The sequence below is a fragment of the Zavarzinia aquatilis genome, from assembly GCF_003173035.1.
Classification (GTDB): Bacteria; Pseudomonadota; Alphaproteobacteria; order Zavarziniales; family Zavarziniaceae; genus Zavarzinia; species Zavarzinia aquatilis.
Map to the genome: position 1 here is coordinate 225,684 of NZ_QGLE01000006.1, position 15,813 is coordinate 241,496.

Here is a 15,813-nt window from a genome sequence, read left to right on the forward strand (position 1 = left end):
GAGGGCGCCTTCTTGTCCCAAGGCTCCGGCCTTCGCCGGAGCGACCAGAATATTGGCAATTCCAGGCGGGGTCCGCGCCGGGTGGTTCAGGCCACCCGGTAATAGCCCATCATCCCGGTTTCCTGGTGTTCGATGATGTGGCAGTGGACCATCCACTCGCCCGGCTCGCCGCCGACGAAGGCGATCTGCAACCGCTCCTTCGGCTCGACCAGCACGGTGTCGCCCCAGCGCACCGGCTGTTCGCCCTTGCTCGAGCCGATGACCTTGAAGGTATGGCCGTGCAGGTGCATCGGGTGGCGGTGCGGCGTGCCGTTGAACATCTCGACGACATAGGTCGTGCCGCTCTGCATCAGGCCCAGTGGCTCGGGTTTGCCGGTTGCCGACATGCCGGGCCAGGCCTTGGTGTTCAGCGACCAGAACACCCGCTGGGTGGTGCAGATTTCGTCGGCGCCGAACAGTTTCTGGAATTCCAGCACGGCGGGATCGGGCAGCCCGGCGCCCAGGTCGAGTTCGACCTTCACCGCGTTGGCAAGGTCCGGTTCCGGCAACTCGGCCGGCGGCAGGGCCAGCGGCCGATCGCGGCCCGCCATGGGCATGGGCTCGCCAGCGACCTCGAAGCGGGCCAGCACGACAGGTGTCGATTGCCAGACGTCGTGCAGCTCGAAGCTGGCGCCGGGCTGGTCCGGCACCATCAGGGCGATATCGGCGCGCATGGCCGGGCCGAGCGGCCAGGCGGCAAGCGGGAAGGGCTCGCAGGCATTGCCGTCGGTCGCGATCACCTGTCCCGTCGCCCCGGCGAGGTCGAGGAGGGGGATGCGGCTGGAATCGACATTGATGCAGCGCAGGCGCAGGCGCGTCCCCGGCCGCACCTGATAGACTGGCGAGAGCTTGCCGTTGGTGGTGCGCAGCCGGCCGAAGGTGCCGGCGCGGGCCGCCGTCTTGTCGGTGGTGATCGTGTCGTAGCTGCCGTCTTCCTTGACCCGCCAGTCCATCAGGACGAGCAACTCTTCCCGGTCGAACAGGCCTTCCTCGCGCGGGTCCTCGACGATGATCACCCCGGCGAGGCCCCGGCTCAAAGCCGTGACGTCGTCGCAATGGGGATGGAAGAAGAACAGGCCCGGGTCCGGCGGCGCGAAGGCATAGATGAAGTTGCCGCCCGGCTTCACCGGGTCCTGGGTGATCCAGGGCACGCCGTCCATGGCATGGGGAATGCGGAGGCCATGCCAGTGGATCGTGCTGTGTTCCTTCAGGCCATTGCGGAATTCGATGGTCAGCGGCTGATGCCGCTTCACCCGGAGGGCAAGGGGCCAGGTCTCGCCATAGGTCCAGGCCTGGGTCGGGCCGCTGCAGCCGGGCAGCTGGATCGGTCGCTCCTTCGCCTCAAGGACGAAATCGACGGTGGCGGCCCCGGCGGCGCGGGGCAGCGCGGTGGCGGCGATGGCGGCGGCACCCGTCGCCAGGAACTGGCGCCTGGACTGCGGCATGGATCATCCTTCCCTGAACGCCCGTGTGGTTTGCGGCAAAACGGATGCCGGTTTGCCGCTGGAAACCGCGCGATTTCAAGACATCTGAGCAATTTGCCGATTCCATGAATCGGCAAATTGCTCAAGGGCAGGTTACTTGAGATCGACTCGCATTAACAGGTGGTGCGGCGAAAAAGCTCAGAGGCGGAAGAAGCGCCGCAGCAGGTCGTGATAGATGCGGGTCAGGCGCTCCAGATCCTCGACCCTGACCTTTTCGTCCGCCTTGTGCATGGTCTCGCCGACGAGGCCGAATTCGATCACCGGGCAGTAGCGGGCGATGAAGCGTGCGTCCGACGTGCCGCCGCTGGTCGACAGCTCGGGCCGCGCGCCCGTTTCCGCCTCGACCGCGGCGCTGATCATCTCGGACAGCGGGCCCGGTTCGGTCAGAAAGGCCTCGCCCGAGGTGCGGGTGTCCAGAGCATAGGCGATGCCGGTCGCGTCCAGCGTCGCGCGCAGCAGGGCGTCGAGCGAGGCCCCGGTGTGGCGGTCGTTGAAGCGGATGTTGAAACGCGCGCTCGCCACCCGGGGGATCACGTTGGTCGCCGGATTGCCGACATCGACCGTGGTGAATTCGAGGTTGGAGGGCTGGAAATGATCGGTGCCCGCGTCGAGCGACAGGGCATCGAGCGCGGACATCAGGCGCAGCAGCTTCGGAATGGGGTTGTCGGCCAGATGGGGATAGGCGACATGGCCTTCCACCCCGGTCACGGTGATCGTGCCGTTGATCGAGCCGCGCCGGCCGATCTTGGCCATGTCGCCGAGGCGATGCGGATTGGTCGGCTCGCCGACGATGCAGCCGTGCCAGACCTCGCCCCGCGCCGACAGCGTCTCCAGCATCTTTACCGTGCCGTTGACGGCCGGGCCTTCCTCGTCGCCGGTGATCAGCAGCGAGATGGCGCCGCCCCGCGGCACCCGGCCGTTGCATTCGCCGAGGAAGCGGCTGACGGCGGCGACGAAACAGGCGATCGCCGCCTTCATGTCGGCCGCGCCCCGGCCCAGCAGCCAGCCCTGGTCGAGCGTTGCCGCGAAAGGATCGACGGTCCAGCGCGAGGCATCGCCAACGGGCACGACATCCGTATGGCCGGCGAAGCAGAAATGGGGGCCGGCCCCGCTGCCATCGCCGATCCTGGCATAGAGATTGTCGATGTCGGGCGTGCCGGCGTCGGCGAAGGGCAGGCGTTCGACCGAAAAGCCCAGCCCCTTCAACACCGCGCCCAGCGTATCCAGCGCGCCGGCATCGGCCGGCGTCACACTGGGGCAGCGGATCAGTTCGATCGCCAGCGGCAGGGCGTCGAGGGGGGGCAGTTTCATGGCGGTCAGTCGCGCAGCAGCTCGTTGATCGAGGTCTTGGAGCGGGTCTGGGCATCGACCCGCTTCACGATCACGGCGGCGTAGAGGCCGGGCTCGTTCGGGGTCTTGCCCGGGATCGTGCCCGGCACGACGACCGAATAGGCCGGCACCCGGCCGCGGAACACTTCGCCCGTCGCCCGGTCGACGATCTTGGTCGAGGCACCGATATAGACGCCCATGGAGAGGACCGCGCCGGTCTCGACGACGACACCCTCAGCGACTTCCGAACGGGCGCCGATGAAGCAATTGTCCTCGATCACGACAGGTCCGGCCTGCAGCGGCTCAAGGACGCCGCCGATGCCGGCGCCGCCCGAGATGTGGCAGTTGGCGCCGATCTGCGCGCAGGAGCCGACGGTCGCCCAGGTATCGACCATGGTGCCCTTGCCGACATAGGCGCCGACATTGACGAAGCTGGGCATGAGGACGACGCCGGGGGCGATATAGGCGGACTTGCGCACGAAGCAGCCGGGCACGGCGCGGAAGCCGGCGGCCTTGAAGCGATTCTCGCCCCAGCCGTCGAACTTGCTCGGCACCTTGTCGAACCAGGCGCCGGCCATGCCGGGGCCGCCGGGCACGGCGACCGAATCGTTGAGGCGGAACGACAGCAGCACCGCCTTCTTCAGCCACTGGTTCACCACCCAGCCGGACGCGGTCGGCTCGGCCACCCGGGCCTCGCCGGCATCGAGCGCCTCAAGCGCCGCCTCGACCGCCTCGCGCACCTCGCCCCGGGTGGCGGAGGTGATCCCGTCCCGTGCCTCCCAGGCGGCTTCGACGATGGGGGCGAGTTCCGTTGCGGCCATGATGCTCCAACTCCAGATCGGAAATTTTCCGGACAATAGGGGGCTGCCGCCCCCTGTCAACCGCCGGCCCCGGGGCGGGGCCCGGCAAGGCTCAGTCGAGGCCGTGCAGGAAGGCGGCGAGATCGTCGACGACGTGGTGGATGTGATCGCCCTGACCCTCGGCGCCCCAGTCGGTGCCGCCCGGCACCCAGACCGTGGTCATGCCGAGTTCCGCCGCCGGCTTCAGGTTGCGCGCCATGTCCTCGACCATGACCGCGCGGCGGGGATCGACCTTCAGGGCCGCGGCCATGGCATGGTAGGGGCCGATTTCGGGCTTGGGCACATAGCCGGCGGCGACGATGTCGAAGATGCCGTCGAAATGGCCGGCGATGCCGAGGCGCGCCAGAACCCGCTCCGCGTGTTCGACCGAGCCGTTGGTGAAGATCACCTTCCGCCCCGGCAATCCGGCCAGCGCGGCACCGAGGTCGGGCGCGGCGTCGAGCGGCGCGAGGTCGATATCATGCACGAAGCGGAGGAATTGATGGGGATCAACGCCGTGATCCTGCATCAATCCTTTCATGGTCGTGCCATGGCGCTGGAACAGCCGGGTCTTCAGCGCGGACGCCGCCTCGTCGTCGATTCCGAGGTGCTGGCGGATATAGTCCCGCATCTTCGCCTCGATCTGATCGAACAGCCGGCATGACGCGGGATAGAGGGTGTTGTCGAGGTCGAACACCCAGGTTTCGGTGGCGGTGCGCAGGGGAAGGGCCATGACGGGGAGATTGGGGAGCGACGATGCTTCTGGCAAGGGGCGTCAACCAATTCTTGACGTTCAGGTCCTAGGGTTGGCGAACTCCACTCCGCCAGGGGATTGTAACGGCGTGATTATGCGCGAGGCCATGAGCGACAAAACCCCCGAACGCCGGCCCACCGCCGCGGCGGTTCTCGACCGCCTGGTGGAAAACTATCCCGGTCCCGCCTTCATCGTCGGGCAAGGGATTCGGGTGGTCGAGGCCAACGAGGCGGCCCGCCCGCTGGTGCTGGCCCTTCGCGACGGTCATGACGCGCTGATCGACCTGATCGAGCGTACCCGGCATGGCACCGAAGGTCGCAAGATCGACGTGGTGATCGACCGCCGCCGGGTGTTCGAGGTCTCGGCGATGCCGTTCGGCGCCGCCGTTCTCGTCATGGCGCGCGATGGCACCGAAGATTATTTGCGGCGCGGCCAGCTGACCGACCAGATCGAACGCCTGACCGACATCGTCGATTGCCTGCCGGACTTTTCCTTTGAAACCGACATGGACGGCCGTTTCACCTTCTGCGCGCCGGAACGCATTTTTGGCTATGCCGCGCGCGAGCTTGTCGGCCGTTTCGCGACGGAAATCATCGACGCCGACTGGCTGTCCGGCCGCAGCGATCCCTTTTCCAGCGATGTCCTGCTGACCGACCGGGAAGTGTGGCTGCTGGCGGCGGACGGCACCTCGCTGCGCTGCCTCGTCTCCGCCCGGCCGGTCCGTGACGACATGGGGCGCCGGGTCGGCCTGCGCGGCATCGCCCGCGACGTGACCGCGGCGCAGAGCCGGGAAACCGCCCTGATGCAGGCCCTCGACCGCGAACGCCTGCGCGGCGCCGTCATCGACGCCATGCGCGGCGACGGCGGGCCCGAACGGGCGATCCGGGTCGCCGCCGAAGCCTCGATGGCGACGCTGCACGCCAAGGGCGCGCTGGTGGTCGGGCGTGATGGCATGGGCCGCATGGTTCCCGTCATCGGGATCGGCGCCATCGAAGCGGGAATGGACGAGACGCTGGCCGCCGAAGTCGAGCGCATCGCCGCCAAGGGCCAGGTGGTGGGGCGGGTGGAAGCCCGCGCCGTGGGCGAGCAGACCGCCCTCATCGCCATCGCGGCCGAAGGCAGCACCGCGGTCGGCGCCCTTGTGCTCATCCGGGGCAGCCGGCAGCATTGGCATGGCGCCCAGGCCGGCATTCTTGGCGCGGTCGCCGACCAGCTCGGGCTTGCCCTTGGCATTCGCGAGCGGGTGGCCCGTCTCGAGGAACAGTCGCGGGTCGATGCCCTGACCGGGATCATGAACCGCCGCGCCTTCCAGGACGACCTGCCGGTGAAACTGCGGCAGGCGGACCGCCTGCGCCGCAGCGGCGCGCTGTTGCTGATCGACCTCGACGCCTTCAAGCCGCTGAACGACCGCTTTGGCCATGCCGGCGGCGACAAGGCGCTGACCCTGCTCGGCACCATGTTCCGGGAAAGGCTGCGGGCCGGCGATCTCGTGTCGCGTCTCGGCGGCGACGAGTTCGCCTTCTGGCTCGATGGGGCTGACAGTGCCGGCGCCTTTGCCAAGGCGGGGAACCTGTTCGAGATGCTCGAAGAGTTCGACCGGCGGCTGGACCTGCCGGGTGCCAACCTCGGCTTTTCCATGGGAATCGCGCTTTACGAACCCGGCAGCCGGGAATCCATCGACGCCTTGACCAAACGGGCGGATGCCGCCCTCTATCGGGCCAAGGCCGCGGGCCGGGATCGCGCGGAAATGGCCCCGTCGTCTGGAGCAGGGTAATGCTTAAACGCTTCATGCGCCGATTGCGCAGCGGGTCCACCAGCCCGCTCAGCTACGAGGAACAACGCCAGCGGCTCGAGGACGGCAGTCTCGACGCCCGGCGGTATCTGGCGGCGCAGGGCGATACAAGGCCCGAAATCCTTTATTACCTCGCGGAGGACGAGGATGCCGGTGTGCGCAGCGCCGTGGCCGGCAACCCGGGCACGCCGCACCAGGCAGACCGCAATTTGACCCGCGACGCCTCGGACGACGTCCGGCGCGAGCTGGCGCGCAAGGTCGCCCGCCTGCTGCCGACCCTGACCCATCACGAACAGGATCGGCTGCGCGAGCGGACGATCGAACTGATCGAAATTCTGGCCACCGATCAGCTGGCGGCGGTGCGCCGGGTTCTGTCGGAAGAGCTGAAGTCGTCGCGCAACGTGCCGAAGCCGATCGTCGACCGCCTGGCCCGCGATCTCGACCTGATCGTTTCGGCGCCGATCCTGGAATATTCACCCCTGCTGGGCGATGACGACCTCCTGGAAATCATCGCCTCCTGTCAGGTCGAGGGCGCCATGGCGGCCATCGCGCGCCGCGCCGATCTGCCGCAAAGCGTTTCGGAAGCCATTGTCGCGACGCTCGACATTCCCGCCGTCGCCGCCCTGCTGAACAACCCTTCCGCCCGCCTGCGCGAGGATGTGCTCGACCAGATCATCGACGCCGCCGGCTCGATCGACGTCTGGCATCAGCCTCTCGTCCTGCGCACCGAATTGTCGATGCGGGCGATCCGCCGCATCGCCGGTTTCGTCGCCTCGTCACTGGTCGACCAGCTGATGACCCGTAACGATCTCGACGAGGAAACGGCGGCGACCCTGGCGCGCCGGGTGCGCGAGCGCGTCGCTGCGGGCGAGCACGAGTTGCCGCGCCGGGCGTTCGACGAATTGCTGGCCGAAGTCGCCGCCATGGAGCGCGCGGGCCACCTCGACGAGGCGGAAATCGAAAAAGCCATCGACGGCGGCCGGCGCGATTTCGTGATCGCTGCCTTCTGCGTCCGTTCGGGGATGCGGCCGGCGGCGGTGCGACAGGTGCTGGGGTGTCGGCTGGCCAAGCCGGTCTGCGCCCTCGTGTGGCGGTCCGGCCTGTCCATGCGCCTCGCGGTGAAAGTCCAGCGCCAGATCGCCCTTATTCCGCAGAGCGGCCTGATCCACGCCCGGGGCGGCACCAATTATCCGCTGACGCCGGAGGAAATGTCCTGGCATCTCGAATTCTTCTCGCTGGACGAGCCCCGGCGCTAGATTCCGAAGTCGGCGGCGAAGGCGTCGATCTTGTGGGCGAGGTCGATATCGCGCTGCGACAGGCCGTCGGCGTCATGGGTGGTCAGCACGATGTCCACGATCTTGTAGACGTTGAACCATTCCGGGTGGTGGTCCGCCGCCTCGGCCGCCAGCGCGACCCGGGTCATGAAGGCGAAGGCCTGGCTGAAATCGCGGAACACCAGACGGCGTTCGATGGCGTCCCGCTCCTTCGCCGCGCGCCAGTGCGGCAGTCGGGCGAGGGCCGCGTCCCTGGCGGCGCCCGTCAGCTTTTCGGCCATGGCCATCCCCTCTTTGGCGATTTTCGATCCAGTCCGAAGTGGTACGAGACTGGACAGCGCGCCACAAGGCGCTAACGTCTCGGCCGATGACCCACGCTAAGTTTCTCGACCGGCTTCTGGCCCCCCGTCTCGAAGACATCGAGGCCCTGGCCGCCCAGGCCCTGGCGGAAATCCCGCCGGCCCTGCGCGACAAGGTGCGCGACGTCGTGATCCGGGTCGAGGAATTCGCCGACGACGGCACCCTCGAGGCCATGGGCATCGACGATCCCTTCACCCTCACCGGGCTCTATCGCGGTGTGCCGCTGAAGGACAAGTCGGTCAGCGATTCGGGCAGCCTGCCCGACATGATCTTCCTCTATCGCCGGCCCATCCTCGATGAATGGTGCGAGACCGGCGTATCGCTGGGCGACCTGGTGCGCGAGGTGCTGATCCACGAGATCGGCCATCATTTCGGTTTCTCCGACAATGATATGGACGCCATCGACTGACGATTCGTTCAGCCGTGAATGGCGGTATTTCTCTGCCGTTCCGGGGTCGTGATTTCCGCAGCGGAATCCTCGGCACTCGCCGCGAAAACACCATCGTGAATAAGAACCCCTTGCAGGTACACGGGTTTCCGCTAGCGGTTCAGCGCCGGGCTGCCATCGTTGTGCGATGCACCCATTCTGAAAGAACCTCCGGAACGCGGTTTAATTTCTCCGTTTTGGAGATTGTTTGGCCCGAAAACTATCCTTAAAAATCGGTTTACCCGCCCCTGCAGGCGTGGCGCGAACATGTGGGCCCCGACCGTCCGGATCGTTGTCGCCCGCGCCCGTCGCGCGAAGGCGGGGCAACGATTTCTGGGGGTTCAAGTGGCTGAAATGTTGAAGATCACCAAGCGCGGCGCCCGATGCTCGGCCCTGACGACGGCGACGGCGCTGTCCGCCCTGCTGGCGACGGCGGCCCCGGCCGGGGCGCAGGATGCGATCGCAGTCTCGCCCCTGCAGTTCGGCGCCGATACGATGGCGGTGGCGGAAACCAACCTGCGTCTCGACGTCTTCGGCGGCGGTGACGAGAACGGCGGCCTGTTCGGTGGCGCGCCCAGCCTCGCGGTGCCGCTGGGCGATAACTTCGGCGTGCAGTTCGACGGCATGGCGGGCTTCGTCGCCGACGAGGCCGGCTTTGCCGGCGGCGCGGGCCAGCTGTTCTATCGCGATCCGCAGGTGATGACGGTCGGCATCGCCGGTGGCGGCTATATCGTCGAGGACGACAAGCAATATGCCGTCGCGGCCATCGGCGAATATTACCTGTCGTCGGTCACCCTCGAATTGCTGGCCGGCTATCAGTGGGGCGATATCGTCCATGATTCCTATTACGCGCGGGCGGGCGCCACGCTCTATGTGAATCCGAACTTCAAGATCGGTGCCGGCATCGGCTATGCCGAGGACACCGAAATCTCGGGTGACCTGCAGATCGAGGCGCTGCTCAGCGACGTGCCCGGCCTCGCGCTGTTCGCCAATGGCTCGGTCGACGAGAAGGGCGCGCTCGCCCTCGCCGGGGTCCGTCTCTATACCGCGGCGGCGGAGTTGACCCGGACCAAGTCGGCCGGCGAAGTCACCCTGATGGATATCGACCGGCGCTATCAGCGGCCCAACTTCCTGACCGGCTATGGCAGCATGTTCGGCCTGCGTCAGGCCAGTCTCGCGGGTGGCGGCGTGCTGCCGCCCTCGTCCGGCGGCGGGGGTAATGGCGGCAATGGCGGTAACGGCGGCGGCGGTAACGGCGGCGGTGGCAATGGTGGCGGCGGCAACGGCGGCGGCGGCCAGACCAGCAACGGCCTGATCTCCCTGGTGCAGAACACGGTCGAGAACCTGTTGGGCAATACGCCGCTGCAGGGTGTGAGCGACCTCGTCAATGCCCTGGTCGATCCGCAGACCGGCGTGCTCAGCCCGCTGACCGGCGCGCTCGAGGCGGTGACCGACACGGCGACCGGCGCCCTCGGTGGCCTGACCAATGTCGTCGACGCGCTGGCCGGGCCGAAGAATGGCGTGCTCGATCCGGTGCTCGATGGCGTCAACGACCTGCTGACCGGCGATACCCGCTCCACCACGACGGGCGGCCTGATCGACGTGGTGCAGGGCACGGTCGGCAGCCTGCTCGACAATACGCCGCTCGCCTTCGTCGGCAATCTGGTCGACACGCTGGTCGATCCGCAGACCGGCGCCCTCGCCGCGCTGACCGGACCGCTGAACGATCTGACCGATATCCAGACCGGCGGTCTCGGCGCGGTCACGGAAGTGGTCGATGCCCTGGTCGGCGACGAGAAGGGCGCCCTCGACCCGACGCTGGACGGGCTCAATCACCTCCTGTCGGGCCAGACCGAATCGACCAACACGGGCGGCCTGATCGACACGGTACAGGGCACGGTGAACAACCTGCTGGGCGGCACCATCCTGTCACCGGTGGCGGGCCTGGTGAACACGCTGGTCGATCCGCAGACCGGCGCGCTCGCCGCGCTGACCGATCCGCTGAACGACCTGACCAATGTCCAGACCGGCGGCCTCGGCGCGGTCACGGAAGTGGTCGACACGCTGGTCGGCGCCAACAACGGCGCCCTCGATCCGACGCTGGATGGCGTGAACCACCTGCTCAGTTTCTGAGCCGGTTCAGCACCCGATCAGTGGGGGCCGCTCACCTCGATGGTGACATGGGACAGGCGGGGCAGGCCGGCCAGCCTGTCCCGATAGGCCGCGGGCGACAGCGGCCGCGGCGCGGTGACGGCGGCGATGACGCCAAGGTGGCCCGGCCCCAGGGTCCAGATGTGAAGGTCGGTCACCCGCTCGCCCTCGGCCTCCAGCCGGCGACGGATCTCGGTGCCGATATCGTCGCCGCCGGGCACGGTATCGAGCAGCACGCGGCCTGAATCGCGCAGCAGCCCGACCGACCAGCGCGCGATGACGAGGGCGCCAACCACCCCGATGACCGGGTCCAGCCAGACCGCGCCGAAGACGCTTCCCGCCGTCAACGCCGCGATGGCGAGGACGGAGGTCAGCGCATCGGCGAGGACATGGAGATAGGCCGCGCGCAGATTATTGTCGGCGTGATGATGATGATGGTCGTGATCGTGGTGATGGTCGTGATCGTGGTGATGGTCGTGATCGTCGTGATCGTGATGATGGCCGTGGCCCTGGTGCAGCAGCACGGCCGAGACGAGATTGACCAGGAGCCCGACCACCGCGACCGCGATCGCCTCGCCATAGTCGATGGCGACCGGATGGGCGAGGCGCCACAGGCTTTCCCCCGCGATCAGCAGGGCGACGAGGCCGAGCACGATGGCACTGGCGAAACCGGCGAGATCGCCGAACTTGCCCGTGCCGAAGGAAAAGCGGCCATCGCCCGCGAGGCGCCGGGCATAGCGGTAGGCGAGGGCGGAAATCACCAGCGCGGCGGCATGGGTCGACATGTGCCAGCCATCCGCCGTCAGCGCCATCGAACCGAACAGCGTGCCGGCCACGATCTCGACCACCATGGTCAGCGCGGTCAGGGCGATCACCGCCCAGGTCCGGCGCTCGTTGCGGGCATGGGCCTCGCCGAGGAAGACATGGTCGTGGACGGCGCTGGTGCTCATGGCATCGTCTCCCCCGGGGTTACGGCCGGTCGTCAGGATATCAATAGCCCCGCGCCCGGTCCACGAGGCCGGTGACGGCGCGCCCGGCGCGGAAGGCCCTGATATTGTCGGCGGCGCAATGGGCCGCGGTGCGGCTGTCGGTCTCGGCCGCGACATGGGGCGTTACGGTGACGCCGGGGTGGCGCCACAGGGGGCTTTCGGCGGGCAGTGGCTCGGTCTCGAAGACATCGAGCACGGCATGGGACAGCTGTCCGGAATCGAGCGCGGCGATGATGTCGGGCACCACCTGATGTCCGCCCCGGCCGAAGTTGATCAGGCTGGCGCCGGGCAGCATCCGGGCGAACAGGGGCGCGGCCAGGATGTGCCGCGTCTCTGCCGTCAGGGGCAGCAGATTGACGAGGACATGGGCCCGCGCCAGCACCTCGTCCAGCGCCGCCGGGCCGGCCGAGCGGCTCCAGCCCAGCACCGGAAAGCCGAGCGCCCGCAGCATGGCCGCCGAAGCCTTGCCCATTTCCCCCATGCCGAGGATGCCGACCGGGCATTCGGCCGCCAGCGGCTGGTGGTGCGGCTTCCACCATACAGCTGCCTGCTGCTCGCGATAGGCCGGCAGCTGGCGATGCAGGGCGAGGACATGGGTCGCCACCGCCTCGGCCATGGCGGTCGCGAGGTTGGGATCGACCAGCCGGGCAAGGGGCAGGTGTTCGGGCACCGAACCATCGGCCAGCAAGCCGTCGACCCCGGCCCACAGGCTCTGCACGAAACGAAGGTTCGGCATTCGGGCCAGCAGCCCCGGCGCCGGATTGGCGACGACCGCGACATCGACCGCCGCGAGATCGTCGTCGCTCAAGGTGCCATGCGGCGGGCCGAGCAGTACCGTCTCGCCGAGCGCCCTCTCCAGCAGGTCCCGCCAATGCCGGGCGATCGAAGCCGAATAGCGGCAGAGATAGACGATGCTCAAGATACTCTCCTCAGCTCGCGAACAGGCTGTCGTCCGAGGCGAAGCCCTTGAATTCCAGGGCGTTGCCCGACGGGTCGAGCACGAAGAGCGTCGCCTGTTCCCCCGGCTGGCCCACGAAGCGGACCTTGGGCTTCAGCACCCAGTCGATGCCTTCCGCCGCTTCCAGCCGTGCCCGCAGCGCCTGCCACTGGTCCATGGTCAGCACGACGCCGAAATGGGGAATGGGCACGGCGTCGCCGTCGACCCCGCCGGCGCAGGCGCGGCCGGCGCCCTGCCAGTCCGCGCGCAGATGGGCCGAGAGCTGATGGCCGAACAGCTCGAAATCGACCCAGGTCGGCGCGCTGCGCCCCGCCGCGCAGCCGAGGGTGCCGATGTAGAAGGCACGCGCGGCGGCAAGGTCGTTGACCGGAAAGGCGAGATGGAACGGGCGCATGATCAGGGCTCCCCACGCAGCAGTTCGTCGACGAAGACGGGCACGATCTCGCTGGCATTGCCATAGCGATGCTGGGCGAACAGCGAATGGCCGTCGGACGGGTCGAGGTTCAGCTCGACCGTCAGCGCCCGCCGGCCGCGCCGCACCTGGGCGACGAAACCCGCCGCCGGATAGACCGTGCCTGAAGTGCCGATGGAGACGAAGAGATCGCAGGCCTCCAGCGCCTCGTGAATTTCGTCCATCAGCAGGGGCATCTCGCCGAACCAGACGACATGGGGCCGCATCGCGCCCGCCCGGCCGCAATGGCCGCAGACCGTCGCCGTGTCGATGTCGCCCCGGTGCTCGGTCACGGTCTCGCACCGGCCGCAGCGGATGCGGGCGAGTTCGCCATGCATGTGGATGAGGTTGCGGCTGCCCGCCCGCTCGTGCAGGTCGTCGACATTCTGGGTGACAATCAGCACCTCGCCCGCGTGTTCCGCTTCCAGCCGGGCGAGGGCATGGTGGGCGGCATTGGGCTGCGCGGTCAGAAGGCCGCGGCGGCGGGCGTTGTAGAATTCATGGACGAAGGCGGGGTTGCGCTCAAAGCCCTCGGGCGTCGCCACGTCCCGCAGGTCGTATTTCGTCCACAGGCCGTCCTTGTCCCGGAAGGTGCCGAGGCCCGATTCCGCCGAAATGCCGGCGCCGGTCAGGATCACGATCCGCCGATAGGTCTTCACACCCATGCCCCGTCCTCGCCCCCGTCCTGCTCTTCGAGATCGAACCATTCTTCCGGGGTATAGACCGGGTGCTCGCCCCCGGTCACGCTGGAATAAAGCGCGAAGCGGTCGGCCCGCCAGGGCGGCGGCGCCAACCCGCCATTGCCTTCGACGAAGGCGCGCAGCCTTCCGGCATCGGGCGCCTTCAGCCGGGCGAGGGTGACATGGGGCACGAAGCGCCGGTCGTCGATATCGAGCCCGGGAACCCGGGCGAGCGCCGCCTCCACCCGTTTCTCGAGGTCGATGAGGGCGGGCGAGGGCACGACGGCGGCATAAAGGAGGCGCGGCCCCTTGCCGCTCTCGAACAGGCCGACGCCGCGGAGCGCCACCTCGAAGGCCGGGGCATGGACGCCGTCGAGGGCGGAGACGATATCGTCCGCCACCCGCTCGTCGACCTCGCCGATGAATTTCAGGGTGATGTGCAGGTTGTCGGCCGGGCTCCAGCGCGCGCCCGGAATGCCGCCGCCCGCCAGCGCCAGGGTCTGGCGCAAGAGGGGCGGCAGCGGCAGGGCGACGAAGAGACGGATCATGTCACGCGCCCCGCCGGAAGGTCACGCGCAGGGGTTGGGATTGGCGCGGTGCACCGCCTCGATTTCCTTCATGACCTCTTCCGACAATTCGAGGTCGATCGAGCCGATATCGGCCTTCAGCTGCTCCATCGTGGTCGCGCCGATGATGTTGGCGCCGAGGAAGGGCCGGGTATTGACGAAGGACAGCGCCATCTGCGCCGGGTCCAGCCCGTGGCGACGCGCGATGTCGACATAGGCATCCGCCGCCGGCTGGGCGCCCGGGGTCGAATAGCGGACGAAGCGCGAGAACAGGGTGAGCCGGGCATTGGCCGGCCTGACCCCGCCATAATATTTGCCGGACAGCAGCCCCATGGCGAGCGGCGAATAGGCCAGCAGCTCGACGCCCTCGCGGTGCGCGATCTCGGCGAGGCCGATCTCGAACAGGCGGTTCAGGAGACTATAGGCGTTCTGGATCGAGACGATATGCGGCAGGCCCAGACGGTCGGCCGCGGCGAGGTAACGCATCACGCCCCAGGGGCTTTCGTTGGACACCCCGAGGTGGCGGACCTTGCCCGCCTTCACGAGGCCGGCGAGGGCGTCGAGCGTCTCCTCGATGGGGATGAGGTCGTCCTGCTCGAAATGCTTGTAGTCGGCGACGCCGAAGGCATTGGTGATGCGCTCCGGCCAGTGGACCTGATAGAGGTCGACGTAATCGGTGCCGAGGCGCTTCAGGCTGCCGTCGATCGCCTCGTTGATCTGGGCCTTGTTCAGGCGGGTGGTGGGTTTCCGGATATGGGCGCCGGGGCCGTCGCGGCCCGAGACCTTGGTCGCGATGATGACCTTGTCGCGGTTCTTGCGCGCCTTCAGCCAGCTGCCGATATAGGCCTCGGTCCTTCCTTGCGTCTCGGGCTTGGGCGGCACCGGATACATTTCGGCCGCGTCGAGGAAATTCACCCCCTGCGCGAGGGCGTAGTCGAGCTGTTCGTGCGCTTCCGCTTCCGTATTCTGTTCGCCCCAGGTCATGGTGCCGAGGCAGATGACGCTGACATCGAGATCGGTCCGGCCGAGACGACGGTACTTCATGCAGGATTCCTTTGCTCGAGGGCGCGGATCACGAAAGGGGTGATCCGCTCGACGATGATCGCGACACCGGCGGGATTGGGATGCATCCCGTCCGCCTGGTTGAGGGCGGGATCGGCCGCGACGCCGTCGAGGAAGAAGGGATAGAACGCCACCCGATGCTTTTCCGCAAGCCGGGGAAACATGCCGTCGAAGCGGGTCCCGTATTCGCCGCCGAGATTGGGCGGCGCCCGCATCCCCACCAGCAGCACCTTGACGCCGCGTTCCCCGAGGCGGCTCAGGATGGCGTCGAGATTGGCCTCGGTCTCGGCAGGGTCGGTGCCGCGCAGGGCATCGTTGGCGCCCAGCTCAAGGATGACGAGATCGGGCAGGCCGGCGGGATCGCCCAGCGCCCAGTCCAGCCGGGCAAGGCCCCCCGCCGTGGTATCGCCCGAGACCCCGGCATTCTGCACCTCGGCCGCGATGCCGGCGGCGGCCAGCGCCTTCTGCAGCCGGACCGGAAAGACATCCGGCCCGTCGAGGCCATAGCCATGGGTGAGGGAATCGCCGAAGGCGAGGATACGCGCCCCGGCCGCCCATCCCGCCGCGGGCGAAAAGGCGAGGCCGATCAGCAGGACGAGGTTGAAAACCAGGGCCATCGGTCCATATGACCGAAGACCCTTTCCTGTTCTCGCGGATG

General features: G+C 68.0%; 16 protein-coding genes. 4 read left to right on the forward strand and 12 right to left on the reverse strand.

Translation table 11 applies throughout. The features are described from left to right. Positions 1–86: 86 nt before the first annotated feature. The 4 genes from DKG74_RS12395 to DKG74_RS12410 all read right to left on the reverse strand — a co-directional run bounded on the left by DKG74_RS12395 (position 87) and on the right by DKG74_RS12410 (position 4,424). A complete protein-coding gene (locus DKG74_RS12395) occupies positions 87–1,484 on the reverse strand; it encodes a multicopper oxidase family protein (protein WP_109906189.1) in 1,398 nt (465 codons plus the stop codon). A gap of 177 nt (positions 1,485–1,661) precedes the next feature. Beyond that, positions 1,662–2,834 carry a succinyl-diaminopimelate desuccinylase gene (gene dapE, locus DKG74_RS12400; protein WP_109906191.1) on the reverse strand — a complete coding sequence of 391 codons (1,173 nt, stop codon included), beginning with the start codon at positions 2,832–2,834 and terminating at the stop codon, positions 1,662–1,664. A gap of 5 nt (positions 2,835–2,839) precedes the next feature. Further along, a complete protein-coding gene (dapD, locus tag DKG74_RS12405) occupies positions 2,840–3,673 on the reverse strand; it encodes a 2,3,4,5-tetrahydropyridine-2,6-dicarboxylate N-succinyltransferase (protein ID WP_109906193.1) in 834 nt (277 codons plus the stop codon). A gap of 91 nt (positions 3,674–3,764) precedes the next feature. Then, positions 3,765–4,424 (reverse strand): pyrimidine 5'-nucleotidase, encoded by a 660-nt coding sequence (locus DKG74_RS12410; RefSeq protein ID WP_109906195.1) that lies wholly within the window; start codon positions 4,422–4,424, stop codon positions 3,765–3,767. A gap of 127 nt (positions 4,425–4,551) precedes the next feature. Here DKG74_RS12410 and DKG74_RS12415 point away from each other — a divergent pair, with 127 nt between their 5' ends. Further along, complete coding sequence (locus tag DKG74_RS12415) at positions 4,552–6,219, forward strand: sensor domain-containing diguanylate cyclase (RefSeq protein WP_165837658.1); 1,668 nt, start codon at positions 4,552–4,554, stop codon at positions 6,217–6,219. Then, entirely contained in the window at positions 6,219–7,493 is a 1,275-nt protein-coding gene (locus DKG74_RS12420) for a DUF2336 domain-containing protein (protein WP_109906199.1), read from the forward strand. The genes DKG74_RS12415 and DKG74_RS12420 overlap by 1 nt, the downstream gene beginning before the upstream one ends. On the opposite strand, the gene DKG74_RS12425 is transcribed toward DKG74_RS12420, so the two are convergent. After that, on the reverse strand, positions 7,490–7,798 hold the full coding sequence (locus DKG74_RS12425; protein ID WP_109906201.1) for a 4a-hydroxytetrahydrobiopterin dehydratase: 309 nt from the start codon (positions 7,796–7,798) through the stop codon (positions 7,490–7,492). The two genes, DKG74_RS12420 and DKG74_RS12425, sit on opposite strands and share 4 nt — an antisense overlap. A gap of 80 nt (positions 7,799–7,878) precedes the next feature. Between DKG74_RS12425 and DKG74_RS12430 the strand changes: the two genes are divergently transcribed. Continuing rightward, the gene (locus tag DKG74_RS12430; RefSeq protein ID WP_109906203.1) at positions 7,879–8,280 is read left to right on the forward strand and encodes a metallopeptidase family protein; all 402 of its coding nucleotides are present in this window, start codon (positions 7,879–7,881) and stop codon (positions 8,278–8,280) included. A 363-nt stretch (positions 8,281–8,643) separates the two neighbouring features. After that, positions 8,644–10,431 carry a hypothetical protein gene (locus DKG74_RS12435; protein WP_133251578.1) on the forward strand — a complete coding sequence of 596 codons (1,788 nt, stop codon included), beginning with the start codon at positions 8,644–8,646 and terminating at the stop codon, positions 10,429–10,431. A gap of 17 nt (positions 10,432–10,448) precedes the next feature. Here DKG74_RS12435 and dmeF read toward each other — a convergent pair whose 3' ends face one another. From dmeF to DKG74_RS12470, 7 genes are read right to left on the reverse strand one after another with little or no spacing between them, the layout of a single operon-like run. Beyond that, positions 10,449–11,399 carry a CDF family Co(II)/Ni(II) efflux transporter DmeF gene (gene dmeF / locus DKG74_RS12440; protein ID WP_109906207.1) on the reverse strand — a complete coding sequence of 317 codons (951 nt, stop codon included), beginning with the start codon at positions 11,397–11,399 and terminating at the stop codon, positions 10,449–10,451. 40 nt (positions 11,400–11,439) lie between these two features. Further along, positions 11,440–12,357, reverse strand: a complete 918-nt coding sequence (locus tag DKG74_RS12445; protein WP_109906209.1) for a 2-hydroxyacid dehydrogenase — start codon at positions 12,355–12,357, stop codon at positions 11,440–11,442. 10 nt (positions 12,358–12,367) lie between these two features. Beyond that, the gene (locus tag DKG74_RS12450) at positions 12,368–12,790 is read right to left on the reverse strand and encodes a VOC family protein (RefSeq protein WP_109906211.1); all 423 of its coding nucleotides are present in this window, start codon (positions 12,788–12,790) and stop codon (positions 12,368–12,370) included. A gap of 2 nt (positions 12,791–12,792) precedes the next feature. Further along, positions 12,793–13,512, reverse strand: a complete 720-nt coding sequence (locus tag DKG74_RS12455; protein WP_109906213.1) for an NAD-dependent deacylase — start codon at positions 13,510–13,512, stop codon at positions 12,793–12,795. Beyond that, positions 13,503–14,075 carry an RNA 2',3'-cyclic phosphodiesterase gene (gene thpR / locus DKG74_RS12460; RefSeq protein ID WP_109906215.1) on the reverse strand — a complete coding sequence of 191 codons (573 nt, stop codon included), beginning with the start codon at positions 14,073–14,075 and terminating at the stop codon, positions 13,503–13,505. Before thpR ends, DKG74_RS12455 begins: the two co-directional genes overlap by 10 nt. Before the next feature lie 21 nt (positions 14,076–14,096). Further along, positions 14,097–15,137: an NADP(H)-dependent aldo-keto reductase gene (locus DKG74_RS12465; RefSeq protein ID WP_109906217.1), complete on the reverse strand. Its 1,041-nt coding sequence runs from the start codon at positions 15,135–15,137 to the stop codon at positions 14,097–14,099. Continuing rightward, positions 15,134–15,772 carry an arylesterase gene (locus DKG74_RS12470; RefSeq protein ID WP_109906219.1) on the reverse strand — a complete coding sequence of 213 codons (639 nt, stop codon included), beginning with the start codon at positions 15,770–15,772 and terminating at the stop codon, positions 15,134–15,136. Before DKG74_RS12470 ends, DKG74_RS12465 begins: the two co-directional genes overlap by 4 nt. Between the last annotated feature and the right edge of the window lie 41 nt (positions 15,773–15,813).